Source organism: Mariprofundus sp. KV, from assembly GCF_013387475.1.
In the GTDB taxonomy this organism is placed as follows: domain Bacteria; phylum Pseudomonadota; class Zetaproteobacteria; order Mariprofundales; family Mariprofundaceae; genus Mariprofundus.
In genome coordinates this window covers 1-25,159 of the sequence record NZ_VWNB01000009.1, presented here as the reverse complement: position 1 = coordinate 25,159, position 25,159 = coordinate 1, and the positions used below count along the sequence as shown (strand labels likewise).

General features: G+C 48.1%; 25 protein-coding genes, 5 tRNA genes and 1 pseudogene. 5 read left to right on the top strand and 26 right to left on the bottom strand.

From position 1 onward, the window contains the following. Window positions 1-24 precede the first annotated feature (24 nt). The 14 genes and pseudogenes from F3F93_RS08525 to rfbA form a co-directional block, all read right to left on the bottom strand. Window positions 25-1,278, bottom strand: a complete 1,254-nt coding sequence (locus F3F93_RS08525) for a hypothetical protein (protein ID WP_176958756.1) — start codon at window positions 1,276-1,278, stop codon at window positions 25-27. Then, window positions 1,275-2,027: a glycosyltransferase gene (locus tag F3F93_RS08520; RefSeq protein WP_176958755.1), complete on the bottom strand. Its 753-nt coding sequence runs from the start codon at window positions 2,025-2,027 to the stop codon at window positions 1,275-1,277. Before F3F93_RS08520 ends, F3F93_RS08525 begins: the two co-directional genes overlap by 4 nt. Continuing rightward, complete coding sequence (locus tag F3F93_RS12655) at window positions 2,024-2,980, bottom strand: class I SAM-dependent methyltransferase (protein WP_176958754.1); 957 nt, start codon at window positions 2,978-2,980, stop codon at window positions 2,024-2,026. Before F3F93_RS12655 ends, F3F93_RS08520 begins: the two co-directional genes overlap by 4 nt. A 23-nt stretch (window positions 2,981-3,003) precedes the next feature. Then, window positions 3,004-3,729 carry an FkbM family methyltransferase gene (locus tag F3F93_RS08510; RefSeq protein WP_176958753.1) on the bottom strand — a complete coding sequence of 242 codons (726 nt, stop codon included), beginning with the start codon at window positions 3,727-3,729 and terminating at the stop codon, window positions 3,004-3,006. Between the two features lie 57 nt (window positions 3,730-3,786). After that, complete coding sequence (locus F3F93_RS08505; protein ID WP_176958752.1) at window positions 3,787-4,740, bottom strand: class I SAM-dependent methyltransferase; 954 nt, start codon at window positions 4,738-4,740, stop codon at window positions 3,787-3,789. Between the two features lie 156 nt (window positions 4,741-4,896). After that, window positions 4,897-5,757, bottom strand: coding sequence for a sulfotransferase domain-containing protein (locus F3F93_RS08500; RefSeq protein WP_176958751.1), 861 nt, complete (start codon window positions 5,755-5,757; stop codon window positions 4,897-4,899). Continuing rightward, on the bottom strand, window positions 5,750-7,045 hold the full coding sequence (locus tag F3F93_RS08495; RefSeq protein WP_176958750.1) for a flippase: 1,296 nt from the start codon (window positions 7,043-7,045) through the stop codon (window positions 5,750-5,752). The genes F3F93_RS08500 and F3F93_RS08495 overlap by 8 nt, the downstream gene beginning before the upstream one ends. Before the next feature lie 74 nt (window positions 7,046-7,119). Further along, a complete protein-coding gene (locus F3F93_RS08490; protein ID WP_176958749.1) occupies window positions 7,120-8,220 on the bottom strand; it encodes a Wzz/FepE/Etk N-terminal domain-containing protein in 1,101 nt (366 codons plus the stop codon). 5 nt (window positions 8,221-8,225) lie between these two features. Beyond that, a complete protein-coding gene (locus tag F3F93_RS08485; protein ID WP_176958748.1) occupies window positions 8,226-8,408 on the bottom strand; it encodes a hypothetical protein in 183 nt (60 codons plus the stop codon). 115 nt (window positions 8,409-8,523) lie between these two features. Further along, a pseudogene (locus F3F93_RS08480) lies at window positions 8,524-8,769 on the bottom strand (GDP-mannose 4,6-dehydratase); the annotation flags it as partial. 49 nt (window positions 8,770-8,818) lie between these two features. Continuing rightward, window positions 8,819-9,841 carry a dTDP-glucose 4,6-dehydratase gene (gene rfbB, locus F3F93_RS08475; protein WP_176958746.1) on the bottom strand — a complete coding sequence of 341 codons (1,023 nt, stop codon included), beginning with the start codon at window positions 9,839-9,841 and terminating at the stop codon, window positions 8,819-8,821. Continuing rightward, window positions 9,834-10,706 (bottom strand): dTDP-4-dehydrorhamnose reductase, encoded by an 873-nt coding sequence (gene rfbD / locus F3F93_RS08470; protein ID WP_176958745.1) that lies wholly within the window; start codon window positions 10,704-10,706, stop codon window positions 9,834-9,836. The genes rfbB and rfbD overlap by 8 nt, the downstream gene beginning before the upstream one ends. Beyond that, window positions 10,703-11,257, bottom strand: coding sequence for a dTDP-4-dehydrorhamnose 3,5-epimerase (gene rfbC, locus F3F93_RS08465; RefSeq protein WP_176958744.1), 555 nt, complete (start codon window positions 11,255-11,257; stop codon window positions 10,703-10,705). Before rfbC ends, rfbD begins: the two co-directional genes overlap by 4 nt. Next, complete coding sequence (rfbA, locus tag F3F93_RS08460) at window positions 11,257-12,129, bottom strand: glucose-1-phosphate thymidylyltransferase RfbA (protein WP_176958743.1); 873 nt, start codon at window positions 12,127-12,129, stop codon at window positions 11,257-11,259. Before rfbA ends, rfbC begins: the two co-directional genes overlap by 1 nt. A 271-nt stretch (window positions 12,130-12,400) precedes the next feature. Between rfbA and alr the strand changes: the two genes are divergently transcribed. The 5 genes from alr (at window position 12,401) to F3F93_RS08435 (ending at window position 17,005) form a co-directional block, all read left to right on the top strand. Continuing rightward, a complete protein-coding gene (gene alr, locus F3F93_RS08455) occupies window positions 12,401-13,471 on the top strand; it encodes an alanine racemase (protein ID WP_176958742.1) in 1,071 nt (356 codons plus the stop codon). 214 nt (window positions 13,472-13,685) lie between these two features. Next, entirely contained in the window at window positions 13,686-14,504 is an 819-nt protein-coding gene (locus tag F3F93_RS08450) for an ABC transporter permease (RefSeq protein WP_206675405.1), read from the top strand. Further along, entirely contained in the window at window positions 14,501-15,301 is an 801-nt protein-coding gene (locus tag F3F93_RS08445; protein ID WP_176958741.1) for an ATP-binding cassette domain-containing protein, read from the top strand. Before F3F93_RS08450 ends, F3F93_RS08445 begins: the two co-directional genes overlap by 4 nt. Continuing rightward, window positions 15,298-16,206 carry an MlaD family protein gene (locus F3F93_RS08440; protein ID WP_176958740.1) on the top strand — a complete coding sequence of 303 codons (909 nt, stop codon included), beginning with the start codon at window positions 15,298-15,300 and terminating at the stop codon, window positions 16,204-16,206. The genes F3F93_RS08445 and F3F93_RS08440 overlap by 4 nt, the downstream gene beginning before the upstream one ends. Next, the gene (locus F3F93_RS08435; protein ID WP_206675404.1) at window positions 16,187-17,005 is read left to right on the top strand and encodes a tetratricopeptide repeat protein; all 819 of its coding nucleotides are present in this window, start codon (window positions 16,187-16,189) and stop codon (window positions 17,003-17,005) included. The genes F3F93_RS08440 and F3F93_RS08435 overlap by 20 nt, the downstream gene beginning before the upstream one ends. Before the next feature lie 207 nt (window positions 17,006-17,212). Here F3F93_RS08435 and F3F93_RS08430 read toward each other — a convergent pair. From F3F93_RS08430 to F3F93_RS08375, 12 genes are all read right to left on the bottom strand, one after another. Further along, window positions 17,213-17,289: transfer RNA gene (locus tag F3F93_RS08430), tRNA-Asp, on the bottom strand. A 26-nt stretch (window positions 17,290-17,315) separates the two neighbouring features. Beyond that, window positions 17,316-17,391, bottom strand: a tRNA-Val gene (locus tag F3F93_RS08425). A gap of 64 nt (window positions 17,392-17,455) precedes the next feature. After that, a tRNA-Asp gene (locus tag F3F93_RS08420) sits at window positions 17,456-17,532 on the bottom strand. Window positions 17,533-17,632: 100 nt separating this feature from the next. Continuing rightward, a tRNA-Val gene (locus F3F93_RS08415) sits at window positions 17,633-17,708 on the bottom strand. A 54-nt stretch (window positions 17,709-17,762) separates the two neighbouring features. Continuing rightward, window positions 17,763-18,035, bottom strand: coding sequence for an HU family DNA-binding protein (locus tag F3F93_RS08410; protein WP_176958739.1), 273 nt, complete (start codon window positions 18,033-18,035; stop codon window positions 17,763-17,765). A gap of 91 nt (window positions 18,036-18,126) precedes the next feature. After that, window positions 18,127-20,559: an endopeptidase La gene (gene lon / locus F3F93_RS08405; protein WP_176958738.1), complete on the bottom strand. Its 2,433-nt coding sequence runs from the start codon at window positions 20,557-20,559 to the stop codon at window positions 18,127-18,129. A 79-nt stretch (window positions 20,560-20,638) separates the two neighbouring features. Next, window positions 20,639-21,910 carry an ATP-dependent Clp protease ATP-binding subunit ClpX gene (gene clpX, locus F3F93_RS08400; RefSeq protein WP_176958737.1) on the bottom strand — a complete coding sequence of 424 codons (1,272 nt, stop codon included), beginning with the start codon at window positions 21,908-21,910 and terminating at the stop codon, window positions 20,639-20,641. Next, the gene (gene clpP, locus F3F93_RS08395; protein WP_176958736.1) at window positions 21,894-22,514 is read right to left on the bottom strand and encodes an ATP-dependent Clp endopeptidase proteolytic subunit ClpP; all 621 of its coding nucleotides are present in this window, start codon (window positions 22,512-22,514) and stop codon (window positions 21,894-21,896) included. Before clpP ends, clpX begins: the two co-directional genes overlap by 17 nt. Window positions 22,515-22,673: 159 nt before the next feature. Then, on the bottom strand, window positions 22,674-23,999 hold the full coding sequence (gene tig / locus F3F93_RS08390) for a trigger factor (protein ID WP_176958735.1): 1,326 nt from the start codon (window positions 23,997-23,999) through the stop codon (window positions 22,674-22,676). Between the two features lie 242 nt (window positions 24,000-24,241). Further along, a tRNA-Leu gene (locus F3F93_RS08385) sits at window positions 24,242-24,325 on the bottom strand. 128 nt (window positions 24,326-24,453) lie between these two features. Continuing rightward, on the bottom strand, window positions 24,454-25,029 hold the full coding sequence (locus tag F3F93_RS08380; RefSeq protein ID WP_347239238.1) for a response regulator: 576 nt from the start codon (window positions 25,027-25,029) through the stop codon (window positions 24,454-24,456). Between the two features lie 6 nt (window positions 25,030-25,035). Next, a partial coding sequence (locus tag F3F93_RS08375; RefSeq protein ID WP_176958067.1) for a transposase occupies window positions 25,036-25,159 on the bottom strand: 124 nt, incomplete at its 5' end.

The following is a 25,159-nucleotide window of genomic DNA, read 5'->3' as shown; positions in this document are numbered from 1 at the left end:
ACGTTCCACAAAACAGCAGGAGCTTTATTTCCCATCCACATGAACAGGATAATATCGAGATTGATTATTCCAAACAAATACCCTCAACAACAACCAACTATAAACAATAACGGCTGAGAAGTATGGCAAACCTCGAACAAACAATATTGTAAACACTAACGCGATTATACCAACCAATTCTAAATCAAACTTCCCTTTAAATCCCAGCAACAATATTTGCAATAAACGAAGAAGTGCCAAAAGCAACAACATTATACCCAAGAATCCCAATTCAGAAATTATCTTAGAAACAAGAAAAGAGCCGTCTCGTAAATTTGTTATAAGCCCACCACTCCCTGGATACATGATATCTGCCAAAGTCACCCTATCGTAATTAATAAGTTCAGAACACCCCATACTCCCCAACCCCAACCCTAACCCGGAGGTATGATAAACCGATGAGTAGGCCAAAAGCCAACCGTTCAAATACACGAGAGAACTCCAGTTGGTTGTATGCTCATAATCCAACAGCCCGTATAGTCTATCTACTAAATATACTTCATATTTCAGATAAAATGCCAACAGCACAATACTGACGACAACCATAATCAACTTGTTCTTTCTACTGAATCCTACACTCGAGTTCATCGCTTTATGTATCATGGCCAGAATCACAGTCAAGCTAAACAATACGGCAACAGTGGCAGAAAAAGCCAAGACACATATTAAAAGTATCAGCAATACAGCTAGAGGCCGAGTTTTCTGATCACCAATGGATAAAAACATCAATGGAGCACTATACAATATAAGATGGCTTGGTTCTAAATAAAGACCCGATGGCCGGTTGACCTTCCCCTTCAATAACAACTCATACAGATCGAGGCCAAGCGTAGAAATAAGCAAAAAGACAGCGACTAGAGTCAAACCCACCAGTGCATGACTCGGCTCAATAAGCTTCGTCTTGGATAAGGAAGGGGTATAGATTTCAAACAATAACCACGAAATCGTAAAAATAAACATTGTAGCAAAAGAAAAAACATAATCACCCTGACATGGTGAATTTGCTGAAGCTAATAATGAATAGCAAAAGATGAGTAATATGGCAGCAAGCCCAGTATGAAGGTAACTCTCCATGTTGCCCGCCATATCATTAAATCTTAACCTCAAAGGGAGTGGGTGCATAAATACAAAAAATATTAAAAAAACAAATAGCCCTAAACCACTGGAAAATGGGGAAAACAGATTCACAAGCTCATCCAACAGCAAAAATGCTACGAGACTCAATGATAGTTTATTCACCTTTCGAACAAACACCTAATGTAATGCCCTATCAACCCTCTAGCCAACCAAGTAACCGATCTAGCCATCCCTACGCCATGACTTCGTTTCGCACGGAATGCCTCATATATTGGCATCGTGCTCCCCCGGCTTATGCCATTGTCTTCAACATAAGAGAATATTTTTTTTGACTCTACAACACACATGGAATCCTTGACTCTTAACAAAAACTCATAGTCGCCTGATGACTTATAGGTCTCATCGAACATCCCACTTTTAATCAGCCATGCTTTACGATGTGCAGACATCACATGGGCCATTGGCATGTACTTTTCTATGGTATATGAATCATAAGGACGTCCGACTATACCCTTGGGCACACCATTCTCAGTTGAAACATTGTAACCATGAATATAATCAACTTTTTGCATTGACTTGATAATTGACAGGATCTCATCAATTGCTCCGTCAGCTATTATGTCATCCGCACCAATAAAACAAACAAAATCCCCACTAGCCAACCTAATGCCCTTGTTCCAAGCTTCATAGATGCCACGGTCACCCTCAACAAGCATCTGATCTATTTGATCCTGATGTCGATTAAGGATAAGTAAGGTATCGTCCTTCGAACACGAATCAACAATGACCAACTCAGTCTTATCCGTTTTTTGCTCACCATACGACAGTAGAAAACTTTCAACTGTCGAACCAGCATTTTTTGTAGCACAAACGATGGTCAGCAATTTCCCCTGTCCCAGCCCAAGGCTCACGCCTTCTTAATCCACATTGAGCCAGGCATACGTCCTTCTTCAAAAAACGGACAGAGTTCACTGAATTGCTCAGTGTCTTTAGACAACCAATTCAATGGAGCCAGCACCTTCCAATCGTTTCCATTTGCCAGCATCGCTTCCAATAGATACTGCTCAGCCCACAAATGGAACGTCTGATTCAGCCACTCTTCGGGATAATCAAAAGGGGAAAAAATATCGTGAATGTGAACAACTACGCCAGAGCCTAAGCTTGGAAGTAATTCAGTGTACTCAAACACACAATCATTTTGCGCCCTCACGACATGGCTGGAGTCGATAAACAAAATATCCCCTTCCCCAAGGTCCTGAAATACTGAATCATCAACCAACTCGACCCGCTCACGAATCACCGTTGCCCCAAGTTTATCTAACCAAGGGTTTTCATATGGCTCAATGATAACATGCTCTCCTTGAGCACCTTCAGCAGCATTCAACTTCATGGCGGCATGGACAATCAGACTGGAATGACCAGCCCCAATCTCAATGATTCTATTGGGCTTTAGACTGCGCACGAAGTAATACAGTGCTTCAGCGTCTCCTGACTCAAAAGACCCATTATTAAATTTAAACCCGGCTTCGTTTATGCCACCCTCAGTATAATTTAGTTTGAATTCCTCAGGTCGAGCAATGGAACGAAAAAAATCATAATCCTTCTCTCCATTAAACAGGCGCTGAGCAATCCTTCCCCTATACTTAGAGCCGGCTGCATCAAAGGTTAAAGGTTCATAGTAGTGATCCCGAATAGGCAAATAGCCCAACTTACAAAAAACCCAACGCGTAAATGGTAAAGACTTCTTGGATGATGCCATTGCTCGCCTTGCAAAGACGCCCAGATAACCAATCAGGCCCAATAAGGCAATGACTGGATCCAAGATCACAAAAAGATTTTTTATCATATTCTTTAAAGAAATCACGTTATTCTCTCTTGTTTTAAAAATTATGGTAACCTGAAAAATATTCCGTCGCACTGCAATGTACGGCCATCATGAGGGTCAGTAAATCCGGGCTGAATCGCCCACAAAGTAAAACCTTCCTGCTTCATCCTTGAGACAACATCTTCCCATAAATACTGCCCCTCATAAAGAGGGATGAGCGAAAGCTCTAATAGTACGCCGCGTATTTGCGGAAGGATATTCGATGCGCCATCCAACACTGCCCATTCAAATCCTTGGGTATCTATTTTCAGAAATGGATTCTGATATTTTTCAATATAGGTCGGAGCAACCCCGTCGAGAGTCAGTAAAGGCACTGACTCTTTCCCCACATAGGCAGTATGTGGGGCTGCAGATAAATGACTATCAAGCATTGGAAGCACTGAACTGCTTGCTGAATTTCCTGCTATGTTGATCTCAATCTCTCCGTCCTTATCACCTAAAGCACAGCGAGGATAAAGATCCCACTTTGAGTCTCTTTCACTAACCTTCTGTAAGTCATCATAAGCAGACGTGAGCGGCTCAAATGAGAGCACATTCCCTTCAAATCCCCCATCTCGCATCTCAGTCACGAACTGCCCAGCATTAGCCCCCACATCGAAAACAAGATCAATGTCAAATTTCTGCAATGAAGCAACAAGCTGGGCTGTAGGAGAAGACGCAGGGGAAAACCTGTGAACCTCGACTCCAAATTTACGTAATATTTTTTTTATAACTTCATTTATATGCATAGATTTTCATTAAGTTCCTGAATGATATTATATTTACGATACATTAAAGCATGTTTACTAGTTAGTCATTTTTTGGAGCCTGATAATAATGTGATCCTTTGCCGAAACCCAGCCTGGGGGCTGATCAACCAACTCCCGATGATTTGTTACGTTAACTGCACCGAAACCTTTGATTCTCAACCAGCCAGTTAAAGATGGAAAACACATGTACATTAAATTCTTTAATACTTCAGACACCTTAAACAACATTGAAGATCGTGAGTGAGAAAAAAGAGCCATATCGACAACCCTTAAGCCCAGCTTCTGAGCCGCACCATTGACCCATTCAGGGTTAATAAAAGTTATATGTTCGGGATAGTGACAGTACCAATATTTACTTCCCATAAAGGTCCAAGTCTTTGATGCAGTATTGCCAGTTGAAATAACAATCTCACCATTTTCATTCAGCTTATCAGCAATCAATTGCATGAAATACAAAGGATCCTCAACATGTTCAATAACATCAAATGCTGTAATTACATCAAATCCATGTCTCGTTTGCTTCATTACATCTTCAAAATGCTGGCCAATTATTTGTACCCCTCTCTCTTCTGCCCGCTTTGCAGAATCAGCATTTAGCTCTATACCATATCGAGAATACTCATCCCCTAATCCTGTTAAGAAAACCCCATCATTACATCCGATATCAAGCACATCACCAAACTCATGAGAGCCCCCAATCCATTGAGAGGCAATCACCCAGTCAACTCTCTCCGTAAAGGTTGTCGACCAGCTTTCATTAACTGCCAATTGATATAATTCTTCCAGTTTTTGAGTGGGAAGCTTTGGATATCGGAAATACAATTGGCATGATTCACATCGAAATAAATAAGCCCCGGCAATAGCATGTTCCAATACTCGGCCACCAAAAGAACCACTAGCCGGTATTTTACCTATGCAGGTAACATCATCTGAATGGCACGATGGGCAGTATGAATCCGCAACAGGATGCACCTTATCTTTATTCAACATAATAATTATCCTAGCCAACAAGCAATCAATAAAATGGGCTTCTCATTCATCATCTATTCATAAACCCAAACTAGTTACAAAATTATCACTCTGCTTTAAACGAAAAGTATATTCCTTTCTCAAGTCCTCAGAACAGCTTCATAGGTGAGACAGCCTCTAACTTTCCTTTTTAAGCTGTGAGGGTGAATCCTGAACACCCACAGGTAAATACCCGAGCTTGCCCATAATGCCCCCCCACTTTTCTTCAATCTCATTTATTGTAGACCTAGGGAGTTCTTTTACCCCTTCCCCTTTTTTTCCCGCACGCATGAATGAAGTTTTACTGTCGGATTGACTCATGATTTTCCAATCTTTCTCCAGCGATCTCATCCGATCAAATGAGCTCAGCTCAATTGCTCTCTCAATTCGCTCCTGGCTTGCATTCAAGCCCAAGAATAAAGAAATTGATTCTAAAGCTTCTCCTGGCGCAGCCAACATATCTTCATAACGAAGCAACAAAAAGCCATCATCGTCAGCCCTTGCTCCCAACCAGCTGCCCACATTATCCCCCCACGAACCGTAGGAGTCTAAACTTCCATCCAAAAACTTATCTATAAACGCTTCCATGGAAGAATCAGCAGGAATCCAACCCATTTTCCTGAGAAAATGCATATAAGACACAGCAATATCTCGTGGATCCCTAACAATACAAATGACCTTTTTATATCGCGGATCAAAGTATTCATGACTCTTTATAATACGCGGACCTTTCAACTTCTTCAAATCAGAATCGGGCAACACATAGATATCCGGAACACGACTCTCCACATTCAAAAAGTTCACTTCGTCTTCAGATATAAGGTTACCAATAATAAATCTGGTCCAGGTATTCCCTGATTTGGGGTAAGATACAATAAACACATCTGATTCACGAACGGTTAGAGGCCTGCCTACACCTTGCACTCCATGTTTCCCAAAGATCTTTCGGTACGCATGCTTCACCCAATCAGGCATCATGGCCTTCAATCGCTTATACATAATTCTTCCTCATAGAAAAAGCAGTCCTTATTCCCGTTAACTGTAATGCCCGAACCATAAGGTATGCATTCCATGTAACCAACCCAGCTGATGCAGCCACAGCTCCACCAATAACACCCCAATAAGGAATTAGAACAAAACACAATGTCACATTGACCATTAATGCAATCAAAATACCCCGTAAAAACTCTCGCTGATATCCTGTCATCACCAAGACCATCCCACATGAACCAGCAAATGCATTGAGAATATGCCCTATCACCAAAACCCTCAATGCCGGAGCAGCATCCAGATATGAGGCTCCAAATAGAGCTAGAGCCTGTTCCGAGAACACTAACAACCCTCCCCCTGCTAGCAATGCAACCAGCACCCCTAGGCGAGAAGCCTCACTAGCCAACCCCTGCACCTTTTGCTTATCGCCGACTGACCATGCTGCAGCAAGTTTCGGTTGTAGCGACATATTAACCGCAAACAGACCAAAAACCACCAGACTCACAAGTTGAACGGCAGCCTGATATAGGCCTGCAAACTCAGGCCCTGCAAGACCTCCTAAAATCAACAAAGAAAGTTGTCCTTCTACTACAGTTACGAGCGCTATAACTAAAAATGTTGCTCCCGCACTAAACCATCTTCTATCCTCAAAATCTGCGGAAACATGGGCTATCTGCACAGGCATTTTCTCTCTCAGCAACCATATACCAAACAAATAGGTAATCAGCACTGCTATTAACTGGATCCCAATTGCCCCTGAAGCAGAAATATCCCATTCTGTAAAATAAACCACCGTACAAATCAACACCAGAACCAAACAATGACGAAGAAAAAGCTCTGGAATATCAGCTAATACTACAAAGTGCAGCCCTCGCAACACCCCTGCCCTGATCTGATTAAGAGCGAGCAAAGGCAAGAAAAGCATCCCCAACATTGAAACCAGCAACCATGATTGGGGCACGAAAAAAAACATCCCGATGGCACACAGTACAACAATAATCGCAACCGCGACGATTACCCACTGATGCCCCCTTAGCACAATACCTTTCAATAAGCCCCATTGTTCACTTTCCGAATAAATAGCAACTTGGCGTGCCAATAGCATAGGCAATCCGAGCATTGCAATCGTGGCAATAATATTTACCGTAGTCATGGTCATCGCATACACGCCAAAACCCTCCGGCCCTAGATGTCTAGCAAATAACACACTTACTAAAAATGCGATTCCCGCACCAACCACTTTAGCAACAAAGCCACCTGCTGCCTGCTTCAACAATAATGAAGGTGAAAATCTCATTTTACTATCAGACCTTACTTCCATGGTTAAAAAAAAGAGATAAAGAGAAAACTAAAATCACCAATTCCCTCTTACTACAACTGATCGCGACGTTTTTGCATAACACCCCGAACCAATACTAAAAAGATCCCTAACATCAGCCCAACAACTACAGCTGCCCCAACAATTAACATTTTTTTAGGCTTTATAGGTGAATCTGGAATTGCTGCAGCCATATCTACTCGAGCAGGGAGAATCCGACTTGGATCTATTGAAATTAACGCCAAGTATGCAACCTCACCCTGAATTTCTCTTAGACCTTCGATAAAAGGGTCATCAGCCTTACGGTTTTTCAGGATTTGAATTTCGGCATATATCGCTTTAGCACCACGCATATACTCCATAGAGAGATCATTTGCAGCCCCATTGATTTCCGAATCAACAATCCCTGACTGCCTAGCAATCAACAAGGCTTCTTCCAATTTTGCAATCCTATCTTCTCGAGTTCTTTTTGCACCAAATTGCATACTTTGCACTTGAAGCTCCAGTTGTGATTTCATAGCGGCTAATTTCGACAACCGCTCATCTACTAACTGATCCCTGGTTGCATTCAGGACATAACCAACAAAGTCATTCAATATGCTTGCAGCTTTATCTTTATCCTTGAATAAAAAATCAACCTTTATTGAATCATAAGTAGCATTTTTTGGTGAAACCTCGATCAAAAATGAACCATAAAATTCATTAAGAATTTTCTCTTCTGAAAAGTGGCCGACTTCTCCTATATCTCCTCCCAAATAACCTTTCAGAAGCTGACGATCTTCGAAAAATCCCTTCATCAACATTTTAGAATGAATATTTCTCTTAAAAGCATTGAATGCCATTTCAGTCGGATCTTCAACTTCATCAACTTCATCAACTTCATCAACTTTCGCCCCCACCCCTGCCTTTTTGATACTCACACCATCGAGTTGCTGAACATTCGACAACAACGGTGGAAAAATTGTAATGGAAGCTTGATACACAGGGCTAATCAGGAATGAAAATGCCAACGCCCCTAAGGCAACAAGAGCTGCAACCAATAAAACCATCTTCTTTTGCGCTACAATGCAACCCCATAAATCTAGGACCCCACTGTCCACACTTTTAAATGGGTCATCTTGATGTTGCTGAAAGCTTGGTGGTTTGGATATCATAAATGTCATTTTCTCCTTATTACTATTTGGATATCAAGTAAGCACTTCTTTTCAAATCCAGCCAACTCACAAATCGTGGCATCCGATCCGCTGCCTACATTGAAAAGGTGATAATAAATCACTTGTGACATATGATTAGGCATCAGGAAGATCCACGCGCCTGCCATATCATCGACATGCAGAGACATGGATAGCCCCCTCCAAAAAAAATGAACGGTGGACTGTGACCATTCACTGATACAAAATCACCAACCACCCTTCTCAGACCAAGACCGCAAAGTATATCAGCCGGAACGGCACCGTATCTTGTTTCATCTTGAGTAATTGCATTGATATGTCAGTCAGATCACCGCAATGGAGTACAACGTTCATCTTTTCAACATGCGTATCCTGATAGATATGCCCCACTCTCTGAGTCTTGAAAGATGAAGCGCGGCGTTTAATGCCATGCACCTCATAACCCTTGGAGAGTAGCAACTCTGCCAGATAAGACCCATCTTGACCTGAGTAATCAATGCTATCGTCACAAACCCATCCTTTCACAATCATCTGATTGTAGACTACAAAATAACAAATCGTAACTGCAATTAGTAAACATCTACAATGAGGACCCTGCCTTGCAATACCATTCAACTGTTTTCCTGACCCCCATCTCAAAAGTCTCGGCTGGCGTCCAGCTCAGATTATGATCCATCTTTGTGGCATCAATAGCATAACGCCAATCATGACCTGGCCGATCTGTGACAAATACAATTAGCTCCTCATGCGGTGCATGCTCAGGCCTATATTCATCCATCAGCCCGCAAATACATTTCACAATATCAATATTACTCCACTCATTGATACCGCCGATATTATACACCTCACCCGATGTTCCTCTACGGATAACAGCATCAATTCCTGAGCAGTGATCCTCAACATAGAGCCAGTCACGGATATTGGAGCCATCGCCATAAACAGGAATTGGAGTGCCATTTACACAGTTACGGATAATGGTCGGAATCAGCTTTTCACTGTGCTGGAAAGGACCGTAGTTGTTCGAGCAGTTGGTCGTTGTCACGCTCATCCCATAGGTATGGAAATAGGCGCGCACCAGATGGTCAGAGCCCGCTTTGCTGGCTGAGTAGGGCGAATTCGGTGCATAGGGTGTGGTTTCACTAAATGCTGGATCATCAGCTGTAAGCGTCCCGTACACCTCATCAGTAGAGATATGGTGAAAGCGACACTCAGTAGCTGCCAGGGTTTTTTCGACCAACCAGTATTGTCGTGCTGCTTCAAGCAGCGTAAAGGTGCCCAGAACATTGGTTTTGACAAAGATTTCAGGGCCGGAAATCGAATTGTCGACATGTGATTCAGCGGCAAAGTGGACAATGGTATCAATCTCATGTTCGCGCAGCAGCCGGTCGATCAACTTCCGATCACAAATATCACCCTGAACAAAGGTATGACGGTCTTCGTCTGGCAAATCTTTCAGATTATCCAGAGAGCCTGCATAAGTAAGCAGATCAAGATTGACGATACGAACGCTCGGATCACTGGCCAGCATATAACGCACATAGTTGCAGCCGATAAAGCCGGCGCCACCTGTAACCAGTATGCTCTTGGGTTTAAAGTCAGACATGTTTCAATTCCTTAATTACTTCCTGTAATGATTCAGACCATGGCTTGATGGTAAAATCGAATGCCTGAGAAAACCTTGAGCAATCCATCACTGAATTAACCGGTCGTTTTGCAGGCGTAGGATATTCACTTGTGGCAATGGCCTTCAGGGTTGAAACTTTCATATCCATACCCTGCCCACTGGCTTCAGAAAATATAGCCTCGGCAAATCCGAACCATGTCGTCGGCGCAGGCTGAGAGAAGTGGTAAACACCCCAGACAGACTCATTCGGATCTGATTCCACTAGCGCATAGATGGCACGGGCCAGCTCAGATGCTGAAGTCGGACAGCCATGCTGATCACCAACAATGCCCAGCTCAGACCTTTCAGATCCAAGTCGCAGCATCGTTTTAACAAAATTATTACCATGCGCCGAAAACACCCAGCTGGTACGCAGAATAATGTGGCGCGAGCAACAGTGCTGTACCGCCAATTCACCTGCCAGTTTACTTGCCCCATAGACGCCCAGTGGCGCCACAGCATCAGACTCAACATAAGCAGCCTGCCTAGAACCATCAAAGACATAATCGGTGGAGACATGAACAAGAGGAATTCCAGCCTGTTCGCAGGCTTTGGCTAGATTTTCCGGGCCATCACGATTGACAGCAAAACAGATATCCACATCCATCTCAGCCTTGTCCACGGCAGTATAGGCTGCCGCGTTGATGACTACGTCAGGATGAAAGTTATCCATGCAACGCATAACAGCATCTGCATCTGTGATATCCAGTGTATCATAGTCCACAGCCAGTAGCTCATGGTCTGAACCAAGGCGGATCAATTCAGTACCAAGCTGGCCTTTTGATCCGGTAATCAGAAGTCTCACGGCAGCAGTTCTCTTTTGGCCTCAGTCAATTTGGGCAGCGCCCTGTCCTTCTCAGACAGAAGCGGGCTTTCAATTGGCCACTTAATATCCAGATCAGGGTCATTCCAGGCCACGCCTGCATCGGATTCGGGATGATACAGTGCCGTACACTTATACTGAAAATCAGCAATATCTGAGAGTACGCAGAATCCATGCGCATAACCAGGCGGAATCCACAACTGCCTGTGATTCTCTTCCGACAACTCAACACCCACCCATTGACCAAAGGTAGGTGAATCAGGATTCACATCAGCTGCGACATCAAACACCGCCCCGGTTCCGGCCGAAACGAGCTTGCCCTGAGGGTTTTCTAGCTGAAAATGCAGGCCACGCAACACCCCTTTTCTTGAACGCGAGTGATTATCCTGCACAAACTCCAGCCCCTCACCCGGGATGCCCACCTCTTCATATCTCTGTTTATGAAAGGTTTCGAGAAAAAAACCGCGCGCATCCCCGAACACCTCCGGCTCAATAATCAGCACGCCTGGAAGGGCTGTCTCTATCACATTCATCACTTACCCTCAGTCAAACGGCGGATTAGATACTGCCCATATGCATTTTTTTTCAGAGGTTCAGCAAGTTCCGCCAACTCTTTATCAGAGATATAACCCTCCTCCCATGCAATCTCTTCCGGACAGGCAATTTTCAACCCCTGTCGTTTCTCAATAATTTCAACATAACGAGCTGCATCCAGCAGTGATTCATGGGTGCCTGTATCCAGCCATGCAACACCGCGACCAAGGGGTTCAACCCGCAGCGTCCCGTTCGCCAGATAGGCGCGATTAACATCGGTTATTTCCAGTTCACCGCGAGCAGATGGCTTCAATGCTGCAGCGATATCAACAACACTATTATCATAAAAATAGAGGCCTGTAACCGCCCAGTGGCTCTTAGGCTTTTCCGGTTTCTCCTCAATAGAGACGGCTTTATGCCCATCCTTGAACTCGACCACACCATAGCGCTCAGGGTCCCTCACCCGATATGCAAAAACCGTCGCGCCTGAAGACTGCCCGGCAGCAAGCTGCAGCTGTTTGACCATGCCCTGTCCGTAGAAAATATTGTCCCCCAAGATCAGGGCGACAGAATCATCCCCAATAAAATCCCGGCCTATGGTAAATGCCTGTGCCAGCCCATCAGGGCTAGGCTGTTCAGCATATGAGAGCTTCACGCCCCATTGCGAGCCATCGCCAAGTAGTCGCTCAAAGTTCGATAAATCTGTTGGCGTCGATATAATCAAGATTTCACGTATACCTGCCAGCATCAGGGTGGAGAGCGGGTAGTAGATCATTGGTTTGTCATACACCGGCATCAGCTGTTTACTGACTGAGAGCGTTAATGGATGCAGGCGTGTACCTGATCCTCCCGCTAATATAATCCCTTTCAAAGCCCCTCCTGACCATCCACATTCCATGTCTATTTATAGTCGAGAAAACATTACGCAACAAGCAGGCATCCGCTCAAGAGTAAAATCATCAGGCATGCAGTTTGATGTAAACACGGCTAATAAATGTATTCCTCATCACATGATCGCCTGAATAACTTCAGCGAATGATAACAGATTTAGAACCCTCCGTTATCCCCCAATTAAGGCATTGAAGATCTCTTCATCATACAAACGTCTTTAACGCAGCGAGGATTTCAGACATGATTCCAGCATGTCACGCCCTGCCATTGCACAAATTAATCTCGATCACCTGCGCTATAACTATCGCCTGCTCAAGAGAAGAGCTGGCAGCAGTAAAATCATGGCCGTGGTGAAAGCCAATGCCTATGGACACGAGCAGTATCTGGTTGCCCCCACCCTGTTTGAAGAGGGGTGCAGAAACTTCGGCGTTACCGATGCCAGCGAGGGTTCGGAGCTGCGTGCCATCATTGGTGAATCGGAAACCGCCGCAATCACCCTGCTCTCCGGGCTGTTCGACATGGATGATGCCGAACTATGCATCGACCACAACCTCACGCCTGTCATCACCGAGTCACACCAGATTAAATTACTGACCAGTGTCGGCTTCAGCGGTGAAATCTGGCTGAAATTTGATTCCGGCATGAACCGGCTTGGCGCTGAGAACCCTGCTGCACTGTTCGCTTTAGCCCGACAGACCGGAGTGAACATCTGCGGATTCATGTCACACCTTGCCTGTGCCGATGAAGTGGAGCATCCGATGAATCTCGCGCAGGCCAACAGCTTCCTCGAGATCTGTAATCATCTCGCACCAGAGACACCGAAATCACTGCTCAACAGTGCGGGTTTAATCTCCCTGCCTGATTACACCTTTGAAGTGGTCAGGCCGGGCATTGCACTCTATGGTGCAGAGCCTGTTGCAGATCAAGCCATGGGACTAAAACCGGTAATGACTCTGACCGGCGAGGTGATGCAGCGCCGCGACATACAACCCGGTGATGCAGTCTCCTATGGTGCCAGTTTCACTGCAGAGCAACCGATGAGCATTGCCGTTATCGGCATGGGGTATGCTGATGGTATTCCTCGCTCACTATCCAATAAGGGCGCTGTTTTTATTCGTGGCCGGAAATATCCGGTTATCGGACGCGTCTGCATGGACTATACTATGGTTGATATCAGTAACAGTGAGGTGCAAGCGGGGGATAAGGTGGAGTTCTGGGGTGAACACATCTCTGCCAATGACGTGGCTACACTGATCGACACGATAAGTTATACCCTGTTCACCGGCATTGGCGAACGGGTAAGGAGAGTAAGGGCCTGTTAATACTGATTTTGATTGAAGCGCTGCAGTGATAAATGAGGCCAGTCAAGGCGCGAGGAGTGCAGTTTGGTAAATCCAAATGAACAACGAGGAACGCTGAATAGCCTCATTTGGCACGCAGCCCTACGGGGCGGGCCATTTTCCCATCCTGCTGTGTTATTGCTCGCTGATGTGCAACAAGCACATTACGCTCACAATGCCTTGCAGGAGCGAAAAAATGACCTCGCCGCTGCAAGCAAAATCAGCGTTAACAGGCCCTAGTGTGATCAATATGCTGACGGCAACCGGTAAAGTCGTTGAGGGTCTCTGCATCAGATTGGGGCTCTATGCCCACACCTTTGCCCGCGCGGTCAGCAGAATGAGCACCAGACCCTGGCACCTGCGTATGCTCCTGCAGCAGGCTGAGCAGGTTGGCGTGCAATCCCTGCCGGTTGTACTGCTCACCGCCCTGTTCACCGGTATGGTGCTGGCACTGCAGTCCTACATTGTCTTCCACCGTTTTTCTGCCGAAAGCCTGACCGGCCTTGTTGTTTCGATGTCGGTCGTGCGTGAACTCGGCCCGGTTCTGGTAGGACTTATGGTGGCAGGCAGAATCGGCGCCTCCTTTGCTGCGGAGTTGGGCACCATGCGCGTATCCGAGCAGATCGATGCACTCTGGACTCTCTCCACCGACCCGGTTCGTTATCTGATCATTCCACGCCTGATCGCTGTTACCCTGATGATGCCGCTGCTGGTCATTGTTGCAGATTTTGTCGGCATCTATGGCGGTTATGCCATCAGCGTCCATCTGCTTGACCAGAATCCGGCTGTTTATATTGAGAACACCACACAGTATATGGAGCTTTCCGATTTCTACTCCGGCCTCGTAAAGGCTGCATTCTTTGGCCTGCTGATTGGCATTGTCGGCTGCACTGAGGGCTTTAACTGCAAGGGTGGCGCTGAAGGCGTCGGCATCGCCACCACCCGTGCTGTGGTCATCTCCTGCATGAGCATCCTGATTGCCGACTACTTCCTCACCGCCTGGATGTTCGGATGAACCAAAGCCAGCTTCCCCGCATCAGCATTCGCGGCCTATCCAAACGCTTTGGTGAGAAGGTTATTCTTGATGGTGTCGATCTCGACATCATGCCGGGCCGCTCCACCACCGTCATCGGCATGTCAGGAACCGGAAAAAGCGTATTGATTAAATGCATTCTTGGCATTCTCAAGCCTGATGCAGGTGAGATTCTCGTAGATGGAGAAAACTGGCTAACCCTTACTGAGCACGAACATCTGGCACGCATGAGACGTATCGGCATGCTCTTTCAGGGCGCTGCGCTGTTCGACTCACTGCCTGTCTGGGAGAATGTCTCCTTTGCCCTGTTGCGTCAGGGTGTAGATAAAAAAACAGCCAAACAGCGTGCCATTGAGGTACTGGAGTGGGTCGGACTGCACAAGATTGAGGATCTCATGCCTTCTGAACTCTCCGGTGGCATGGCCAAACGCGTCGGCCTTGCGCGCACCATCTGCCACAAACCGGATATCGTTTTTCTTGATGAACCGACAACAGGGCTTGATCCGATTATGTCCGACGTGATCAACCGCTTGATCTTGCGCCTGCACAAAGATTCCGGCACCACCATCCTCAGCATCACCCACGACATGAAGAGCGCCGCCATGATCAGCGATCAGATCGCCCTGCTCTGTCATGGTCGTGTGCATAGGCAAATCCCCTCTGACCAGCTAGACTCGGATCAGGATCCCATGCTCCGCCAGCTCGTTGAGGGACGCGCTGAAGGGCCGATCAACTGCAGCGGCTGGGGCAAACAGATGGAGGAGGCCATTCAACGATGAATCCCCACGCACGCCTTGGTGCCTTTGTACTTGCCGCCCTGCTGCTTCTCGCTTTCGCCACTGGAAAAATCGGTGATATCGCATGGCCGAAACAGGACGACAATATCGTAGAGGCTGAGTTTGATGATATTCTGGGTCTTGATATCCAGTCCCCCGTGCGCATGGCCGGTGTGAAGGTCGGTGTTGTACAGGAGATCGATCTCAGGGGTGGTCGTGCTGTTGTTAAAATCGCACTGAATCCCGGTGTTCTGCTGCCCGCGTCGACCCGCGCCAGCATTATCGGTCGCGGCCTTGTTGGTGAAAAGAATCTCGGCCTTACTGCTACTCCCGGAGATAAGGAGACGCTTCCAGATGGCGCCATTATTCCTTCTGATCCGGCCGGTGATATCAACACCTTCATCGCTAAAGCATCGGGCATTACCGATGATATCAAACAACTTACCCAGTCGCTGACCGGCAGCAGAAACAGCCAGGGTCGCGAATCCTTCCAGCAGGTCATTGCCAATATCAATACCGCGACTCAGGAGATGACCTTGATGATCAAAGAGAACAGATCACAAGTAAAAGAGGTCACCACATCTCTTCAGCGCCTGCTGCAGAAACTGGAGCATGATCTGCCACAAACAACCCGTGCCAGCCGAAAATTCTTTGAAGAGGGGGCAAAGGCTTCTGAAGCCCTGAATACCACGCTGCTTGATAACCGTGAAAACCTCTATCGCACCCTGTTCGAGCTGCGCAAAACATCTGAAAACCTTGAAAACTTCTCCGATGATATCAGACGCAATCCATGGAAACTGATGGCCGAGAAACCCGAGATCAAAGCCAGCAAACGGGCCAGACAGGAGAAGATGGAAGAGATGCTGATGACTACAGGCAGGATGGGCATTGCGCCTTCGCACAAATAAATCAAGCTGGTGGTTAAGTGCCTTTGCACTGGCTGCGCCCTTTTTCATTGTTGCACTTGCGCCCCTCTCAGCGCAGGCAGACCCCCCCTTCCAGGCATCTCAACGGTTCATTGAAACAGGACAGACAACAGAAGCACGCCGCGCCCTTGAATCAGAGCTTCGTATACGGCCGGATAATGTCGAAGCCCGCTACAATCTGGCCATTCTCCTGGAACAGTCCGGCCACACATCCGATGCCATATCTCTATACCGTGAGAATTTAGCCACCAGCTGGCATCTGCCCAGCCTGGCCAATCTTGCATCAGCACTGAAAGAGTCAGGCAAAACCAGCGAGGCACAGCAGTGGCTTGAGAAGGGAACCACTGTGCTAAAACATGAGGCGACACCGTGGTATATGCTGGCAGCAATCTCTGAGCAGCAGGGCAACATTACCCAAGCCACGACACAACATCGCAAAGCCTTGAAAGCTGATCCGCTTAACGGTTACGCCTACCTTCACTATGCGGCATTCCAGTCACGCCACAAACTTGCAGACCATGGCATAAAACAGGGAGACAAAGCCACAAGGCTGCTACCCGATTGCGCCCCCTGCTGGCGCATTTATGGCGATATCCTGCGCGACTCCAGAATGCAGCAGAAGGCGCTCACCGCCTACCAGCGTAGTCTGGCTATAGACCCCTCTAAACAAACCCGTCAGCAGCTCATCAGCACACTTCGTTCACTTGGTTACAAGCAGCGTGCTGATCAGATTCAGCGCGGGTTGGATACACACAGTAATTTGAAGCCGGAAAGCAAATAAACCCGAGATAAAAGCCTGAAGCTTAATGTGCCATAGAACGGACGGGACAATGTCGGGTTCCTGCCCTCCACCCTTCGGGCCGTCACTTAGTGACGTTCGAATTGGCTTTCCTGCCAATTCGTCGACCCAATCAGGTTCTCATCGTCATCCGAGCAGCAATATAAAAAAAGGCCCCCGATGCTAGTGCATCGGGGGCCTTTTTTTATGTGGCGGAGCGGACGGGACTCGAACCCGCGACCTCCGGCGTGACAGGCCGGCATTCTAACCAACTGAACTACCGCTCCGTAGTGGTAATCAGTGCTTTTCAAGATGGTGGGCGCTGCAGGGTTCGAACCTGCGACCTACGGCTTGTAAGGCCGTTGCTCTCCCAGCTGAGCTAAGCGCCCATCTTCAGCAGAAAAAACTTCTGCCGGATTAAAAAAGAGCCCCCGCGAACAGGGGCTCACTATGTGGCGGAGCGGACGGGACTCGAACCCGCGACCTCCGGCGTGACAGGCCGGCATTCTAACCAACTGAACTACCGCTCCAGCGGTCGGGGCGCAAAGTAATAACTTACTCCCCTAAAATCAACTAATAATAAGTTGACCAGAAAAAAGGCTCTGCATCAGATGCACAGAGCCTAATATATGGTGGGCGCTGCAGGGTTCGAACCTGCGACCTACGGCTTGTAAGGCCGTTGCTCTCCCAGCTGAGCTAAGCGCCCGAAAAAAGCAAGGGCTTAAAGCCCTTGCCTCTCAAAATGTGCTGCTCTCAGATATTACTTAACTGCGTCTTTAAGAGCTTTACCGGCTTTAAACTTAGGAGCCTTAGAAGGACCTACTTCGATAGTTTCGCCAGTACGTGGGTTGCGTGCTGTACGTGCTGCGCGCTCCGCTACTGAGAAAGTACCAAAACCAACGATGCTTACTGAATCGCCGCCAGCCAGAGCGCCTGAAATGCCGCTCAGAACTGCTTCGACAGCATCACCGGCTGCACTCTTGCTAAGGTCCGCTGATGCGGCCACGTGGTTTACCAAATCTGCTTTATTCATTCATTCCTCCCGCTGCGTTCAATGGGTCGCGAACTATAAGCAATAGACCCCATATCCTGTCAACCAGTATTTTTGATTTATTTCTCTATTTTCAATGCGCCACCGTTGAGCTGTCATCCAGATAGATATCGCCAACGCTCCCCGGCACAAAATTCCCGGACATACTCATACCTGCAGGCAAGCGAGTCAAGGCGTGTTCTAGCACTTTATCCATGTTTGGCACTATATGAATGCTCAATCCCTGCAAAATATCCTTATGAATATCTTTCAGGTCTTTTTCATTCTCTTCAGGGATAATCGCTTCGGTCAAACCACCGCGATGGGCAGCCAGCAGCTTCTCTTTCAGGCCACCAATCGGCAGCGCCTTGCCACGCAGTGTAATCTCCCCTGTCATGCAGACATTGCGTTTAACAGGAATGCCCGTCAGCGCTGAAACAATGGAGGTTGCCATGGCCAGACCTGCTGAAGGACCATCCTTAGGAATAGCGCCTTCAGGCACATGCACATGGATGTCCACTTTCTGATGAAAATCAGGCTTCAACCCGAGTTCAGAGGCGCGTGAGCGCACGTAGGTCAGCGCTGCCTGAATCGACTCCTGCATCACATCGCCAAGCTGCCCTGTCACTGTAAGCTTACCCTTACCCGGCATCAGTGCGGTTTCAATCTGCAACAGTTCGCCGCCAACTTCAGTCCAGGCAAGTCCGGTCACCACACCCACCTGATCCAGCTCTTCAGCCAGACCGAAACGGTATTTACGAACACCAAGGAACTCCTCAACATCACTTGCCGCAACACGAATAGGCTCTTTTCCTGCTGACTGAACCAGCTTGCGCGCTACTTTGCGACAGAGCTTGGCCAGTTCACGGGAGAGGCCGCGCACGCCGGCTTCACGCGTGTAGTAACGGATAATCTCTGTCAGCACATCATCTTCGATCACCAGCTGACTCTCATCCAGACCATGATTCTTAAGCTGCTTCTCCAGCAGATAACGACGGCCGATCTCCAGCTTCTCATGTTCGGTATACCCGGAGATAGAGATGATCTCCATACGATCAAGCAGAGGCCCGGGAATATTGTAACTGTTGGCCGTGGTAATAAACATCACGTCGGAGAGGTCGTAATCAACCTCCAGGTAGTGGTCATTAAAGGTGCTGTTCTGCTCCGGATCCAGCACCTCAAGCAGTGCGGAGGATGGATCACCCCGGAAATCAGCGCCCAGCTTATCGATCTCATCGAGCAGGAAGAGCGGGTTTTTCGTGCCTGCCTTCTTCATCGACTGAATCACTTTACCGGGCATCGAGCCAATATAGGTGCGACGATGGCCGCGAATCTCGGCCTCATCACGCACACCGCCCAGACTCATGCGCACATATTCACGTTTGGTTGCCCGCGCAATAGAGCGCGCCAGTGAGGTTTTACCCACACCCGGAGGGCCTACAAAGCAGAGAATCGGCCCTTTCATTTTACGTACCAGGTGCAGCACCGCCAGATGCTCAAGGATACGCTCCTTCACCTTCTCCAGTCCGTAGTGGTCGTTCTCCAGAACCTTCTCAGCCGCACTGATATCCTTGCTTACCCTGGAGCGCTTCTTCCATGGGATATCGATCAGCCAGTCGAGATAGTTGCGCACCACTGTCGCTTCAGCACTCATCGCAGGCATCATCTTCAGACGTTTAAACTCAGCCTCAGCCTTGGCCTTGGCCTCCTTGCTCAGGCCCAGCTTCTCGATCTTCTCTTCCAGCTTGAGCAGATCGCTCTCACCATCTTCATCACCGAGCTCTTTCTGAATCGCCTTCATCTGCTCAGAGAGATAATACTCGCGCTGGCTCTTCTCCATCTGACGCTTAACGCGGCCACGGATGCGTTTATCCACCTGCAGCAGCTCCATCTCATCTTCCATATGACCATACAGGCGTTCAAGGCGACCGGTGACACTGCGCAGCTCCAGCAGCTCCTGCTTATCTTCAAGCTTCAGGTTCAGGTGTGCTGCGATGGTATCGGCAAGCTTGTCCACCTCATCCACGGCAGATACAGAGACCATCACCTCAGGAGGCAACTTCTTATTCAGCTTCACATAGGATTCGAATTTATTGACCAATGAGCGGGCTACAGCATCAAGCTCCTGCTCATCTTCAGCCATCTCCTGCATCGGGGAGAAGCGGGCACGCAGAAAATCACCCTCAACAAACATCTCATCAATGCAGATACGCTCGCCACCTTCAACCAGCACCTTGATGGTACCATCAGGCAGTTTAAGCAGTTGCAGAATATTACCGATCGTTGCGATCTGATAGAGATCATCGGCACCGGGATCATCATGCTGGGCATCTTTCTGCGCCAGCAGCACAATCTTCTTGCCGCTACCCATCACATCTTCCAGCGCCTTGACCGATTTTTCACGTCCGACAAAAAGCGGCACGATCATGTGCGGAAAGACCACAATGTCTCTGAGCGGCAGTACCGGCAGAATATCTTCTACCTCCTGCGTCACCTCAACTTGCTTCTCTTTGGAAAATTCAGCCACCTGTTACTCCTTAAGCCAGAAACACAAACCCTGCGGCAAGCCGCAGGGAATGAAAACCATAATCAATTACAGTGACAGATCAGGAAGCAGCCTCTGCCACCTGATCATCCTGATCTCCTTTGAGCATCAGAACCGGTTTACTTTTGTTTTCAACAGCTTCGCGATTAACCACACACTTCTCAACATTGGTCATGCTTGGAATATCATACATCACATCCAGCATCACCGACTCCATGATAGCGCGCAGGCCACGTGCGCCTGTTTTACGCAGAATCGCCTTTTCGGCAATCGCCTCAAGCGCGTCATCGGTAAAGGAGAGGTCAACATCATCATACTTCATCAGTGCAGCATACTGCTTTACCAGTGCATTTTTCGGCTCGGTCAGAATGCGCAGCAGTGCATCCTTATCGAGCTGACTCAGCGTTGCCACAGCAGGCAGACGCCCCACCAGTTCAGGAATCAGGCCGAACTTGATCAGATCTTCCGGTTCCACCTGGCTCAAGATCACACCGATATCTTTCTCGCTATCAGCCACCACATCGGCACCAAAACCGATGGAGCGGGGTTTACCCTTCACCTCTATCAGCTTCTCCAGGCCGGCAAATGCACCACCGAGAATAAACAGAATATTGGTTGTATCAACCTGCATAAACTCCTGCTGAGGATGTTTGCGGCCACCCTGCGGAGGTACGGCAGCAACCGTGCCTTCAATCAGCTTGAGCAGTGCCTGCTGTACACCCTCGCCGGAGACATCGCGCGTAATCGATGGTCCTTCAGCCTTACGGGAAAGCTTATCCACCTCATCAATATAGATAATACCACGCTGCGCCTTTTCAACATCGTAATCGGCTGCCTGCAGCAACTTGAGAATGATATTCTCGACATCTTCGCCCACATAACCGGCTTCAGTCAGCGTTGTGGCATCCGCCATCACAAACGGCACATCAAACACACGCGCCAGCGTCTGAGCCAGCAGTGTTTTACCGCAACCGGTCGGCCCCAGCAGCAGCACATTGGATTTGGAGATCTCAACATCAGAGTTCTCATTGTGCGCAATGCGTTTATAGTGGTTATAGACCGCTACCGAGAGCAGGCGCTTGGATGACTCCTGTCCAATGACATACTCATCCAGAAAGGCTTTAATCTCATGCGGCCTGGGCAGGCCGCCCTCTTCTTTACCCTCTTTCGGCTCACCGGAGAGCTCTTCAACGATAATTTCGTTACACAGCTCGATGCACTCATCACAGATGAAAACAGTTGGGCCGGCAATCAGCTTCTTTACATCGTGCTGTGATTTACCACAGAACGAGCAGTAGAGCGTGTTATCTCCCCCGTTACTCTGTGACGCCATCAGAACCTCCAGTAGCCACTTCACCGCGTGAAGTCAGCACCTTATCAATCAAACCGTATGTTTCCGCTTCCTGTGCAGTGAGGAAGTAATCCCTCTCCACATCATCTGTAATCTTCTCCAGCGGCTGGCCGGTATGTTCAGCCATCATCTCATTCAGGCGATCTTTCAGCTTAAGAATTTCACGCGCATGAATTTCGATATCGGTCGCCTGACCCTGAAAACCACCCAGTGGCTGATGGATCATAATACGGGCATTGGGCAGTGCGTAACGTTTGCCCTTGGTGCCGGCTGAGAGCAGATGCGCTCCCATGCTCGCTGCCTGACCAACACAGAGCGTTGATACATCACAGCGGATATAGTTCATGGTATCGTAGATAGCCAGACCGGCAGTCACCAGTCCGCCGGGGCTGTTGATATAGATAAAGATATCCTTATCCGGCCCTTCAGACTCCAGAAACAGAAGCTGCGCGATAATCAGATTGGACATGTGATCGTCAACCGGACCATTAAGGAAAATGATCCGCTCTTTCAACAGACGGGAGTAGATATCGTAGGAACGCTCTCCCCGTGCAGTTTGCTCCACAACTACCGGAACCAGATTCATAAACTCTCCTTTATCACAATCGATCAACAATTTTGCGGCCCAGCATAAGGCATAGGCTGGCAAAAGTCATAGCACGCAGCTTGCCAAAGGCTCGCAAAGCCGTCCACTATGATAAAAAAGAACACCCTGGCCCTTTTCAGAGACAGGGTGCCTGGACTGTTACTGTTCCAGTTCTGCCTGCCAGACAGAAAGTGGCTTGGTCACAGCTTTTGTCTTGGCCTGGGCAACAATATAATCGACACAACGACGCTCCAGCAGCGCATCACGCAGAGAAGCCATCTGATCCTTCTGTGACTTGATCCACGCTTTAAACTGGCCACGCTGGGCCTCAGGATACTGGCTGGACTGGCGATCAATTTCTTCTTCAACTGCCTCATCATCAAGCGTCAAAGCACCTGCGTCACGCACCTCCTGCAGTAGCACGGAGAGCTTCAGGCCACGCTCGGAGCGCGTGCGAATCTCAGCATTGAAGGCTTCGTCTTTAAACATTTCAGGGGTAACTTCCAGCCCCTGCTGCTTCATGTTCTGACCCACGCGCACTGCAGTCTCTTTCACATCCTGCTCAATCAGCGCCTCAGGCAGCTCAATGGCATTGGCTTCAAGCAGCGCATCAAGTGCCGCTTCACGGGTCGTCTGATAAGAGGCCTCTTTCGCCTCTTCAGTCAGACGGTTGAGGGCATCTTCACGCAGCGCGGCCGCATCATCAAAACCGAGCATCTTGGCCAGCTCATCTTCATTGTCAGCGGTGAGCGGTTTACCTACAGATTTAACAGTAGTAGCAAAGCTTGCGGCTTTGCCTGCCAGATGGGCAGCCTGATAGTCGGCCGGGAAAGTGACTTCAATCATCACATCATCACCGGCTTTTTTGCCAGTCAGCTGCTCTTCAAAACCGGGGATAAAACGACCCTCGCCGAGTACCAGCGGCACATCCTCACCCTTACCACCTGCAAACTCTTCACCATCAATGGAGCCTACGAAATCGATATGCAGCTGATCACCTGTCTGTGCAGGACGCTCTGCCTCTGCCTCAAACTTCACCTGCGACTTCTGCAGACGCTCAATCACCTGATCAATATCAGCGTCATGCACTTCAACGGTGGTTGTCTCAAATTTCAGCTTATCCAGGGCATTCAGGGAGACATCAGGCCATGTGGTGACCTTCATGGTGAATGCGAACCCACCCTCAGCCGGTGCAGGTACAATCTGCAGCTGTGGCTGCACAGCGGGGGTCAGACCGGATGACTCAATGGCAGCGATAAAGTGCGCCTGAATCAATTCAGAGATGGTATCCTCACGAATCTGGGGGCCGAACTGCTTGTTAATCACGCCATTGGGGGTTTTGCCCGGACGAAATCCCGGAAGTTTCGCTTTCTGCATCACCTTTTTGGTCTGCTCAGCATAGATGCGATCATATTCGCTCTGCGCCACTACCACGTGCACTTCATGCTCATTATTACCGAGGGATTTCACTTCTGTCTGAATCATTGCCATCTCCAAATATGCAGGGTCTCACCTGCTACTGATCACTGAACAAGCAGAGGGCAGGATCACCTTCTACTATATAATAGGACACCCTTAATGATTCAGAGCATCCATGCAGGCCACGGATGGCCTGCCAAAATCAAGCACATAGGTGATTGATTTTGTAAGCCAAGGTAAAACGACACTTTTACCTTGGCTTACTGAAAAACCACATGGAAGTAGTTTTTCAGATCTTTCCTAAAACATGGTACGAGGAGGGGGACTCGAACCCCCACACCAAAGGTACTGGTACCTAAAACCAGCGCGTCTACCAATTCCGCCATCCTCGCACAGCGTTTTAACAAAAAAGGAGTAAGACCGAGCCTTACCCCTCTGCAAAACGGAGGCGAATAATGCCACCGCCTTAATCGAAATCAAGGAAGTTAGATAATACTGAGGTTCATCCAGAAATAATCACTCACGCCACATTTAAAATGGTCGCTATTTGATAACTGATATCCTCAATAGAAAACGGTTTCCTGATGAAGCTACTATTCTCCACAACAAGGGATTGATCATCAGCAAAACTATTCGCCGAGACAAATATAACTGGAAGTTCAGGCTTCATCCTTCGAAGCTCTCCTGCCAAAGCCGGACCGCTCATTTTTGGCATAACCACGTCTGTAACAAGAAGCGCAATCCTCTCCCTGTGTAGGGTAAAGAGCTCAATGGCCTTTTCTCCTCCAGCAGCAGCGATCACCTGATAATTAAGAGATTCAAGTATTAGTGTATATGTTTCAAGAACATCCTCTCTGTCATCCACGAGAAGAATCCACGCTCCATCTCCTTCAACCGGCTGCATAACGTTGGATTTGATCAGAGCCGTCCGTCCCTCAATCAAAGGCAACAACAAGCTAAAGCATGCGCCCTTATCGGGGCCACCACTCACCAGTTCAATGCAACCGCCGAATGACTGAACAATCCCTTTCACCGTGGAAAGACCAAGACCTGTTCCCTCGCCCCTGGCCTTGGTTGTGAATAGTGGCTCAAAAATTTTGGTTCATCGCGGAAGTCCGGGAAAAGCTGCTTTGATTTTGAGAAAGAAGTATTCGTTATCACGGTATCCGTATGCCATTCGCTTTATGACTTTGATGCGATTGTTCATCCCCTCCAGCACACTGGTA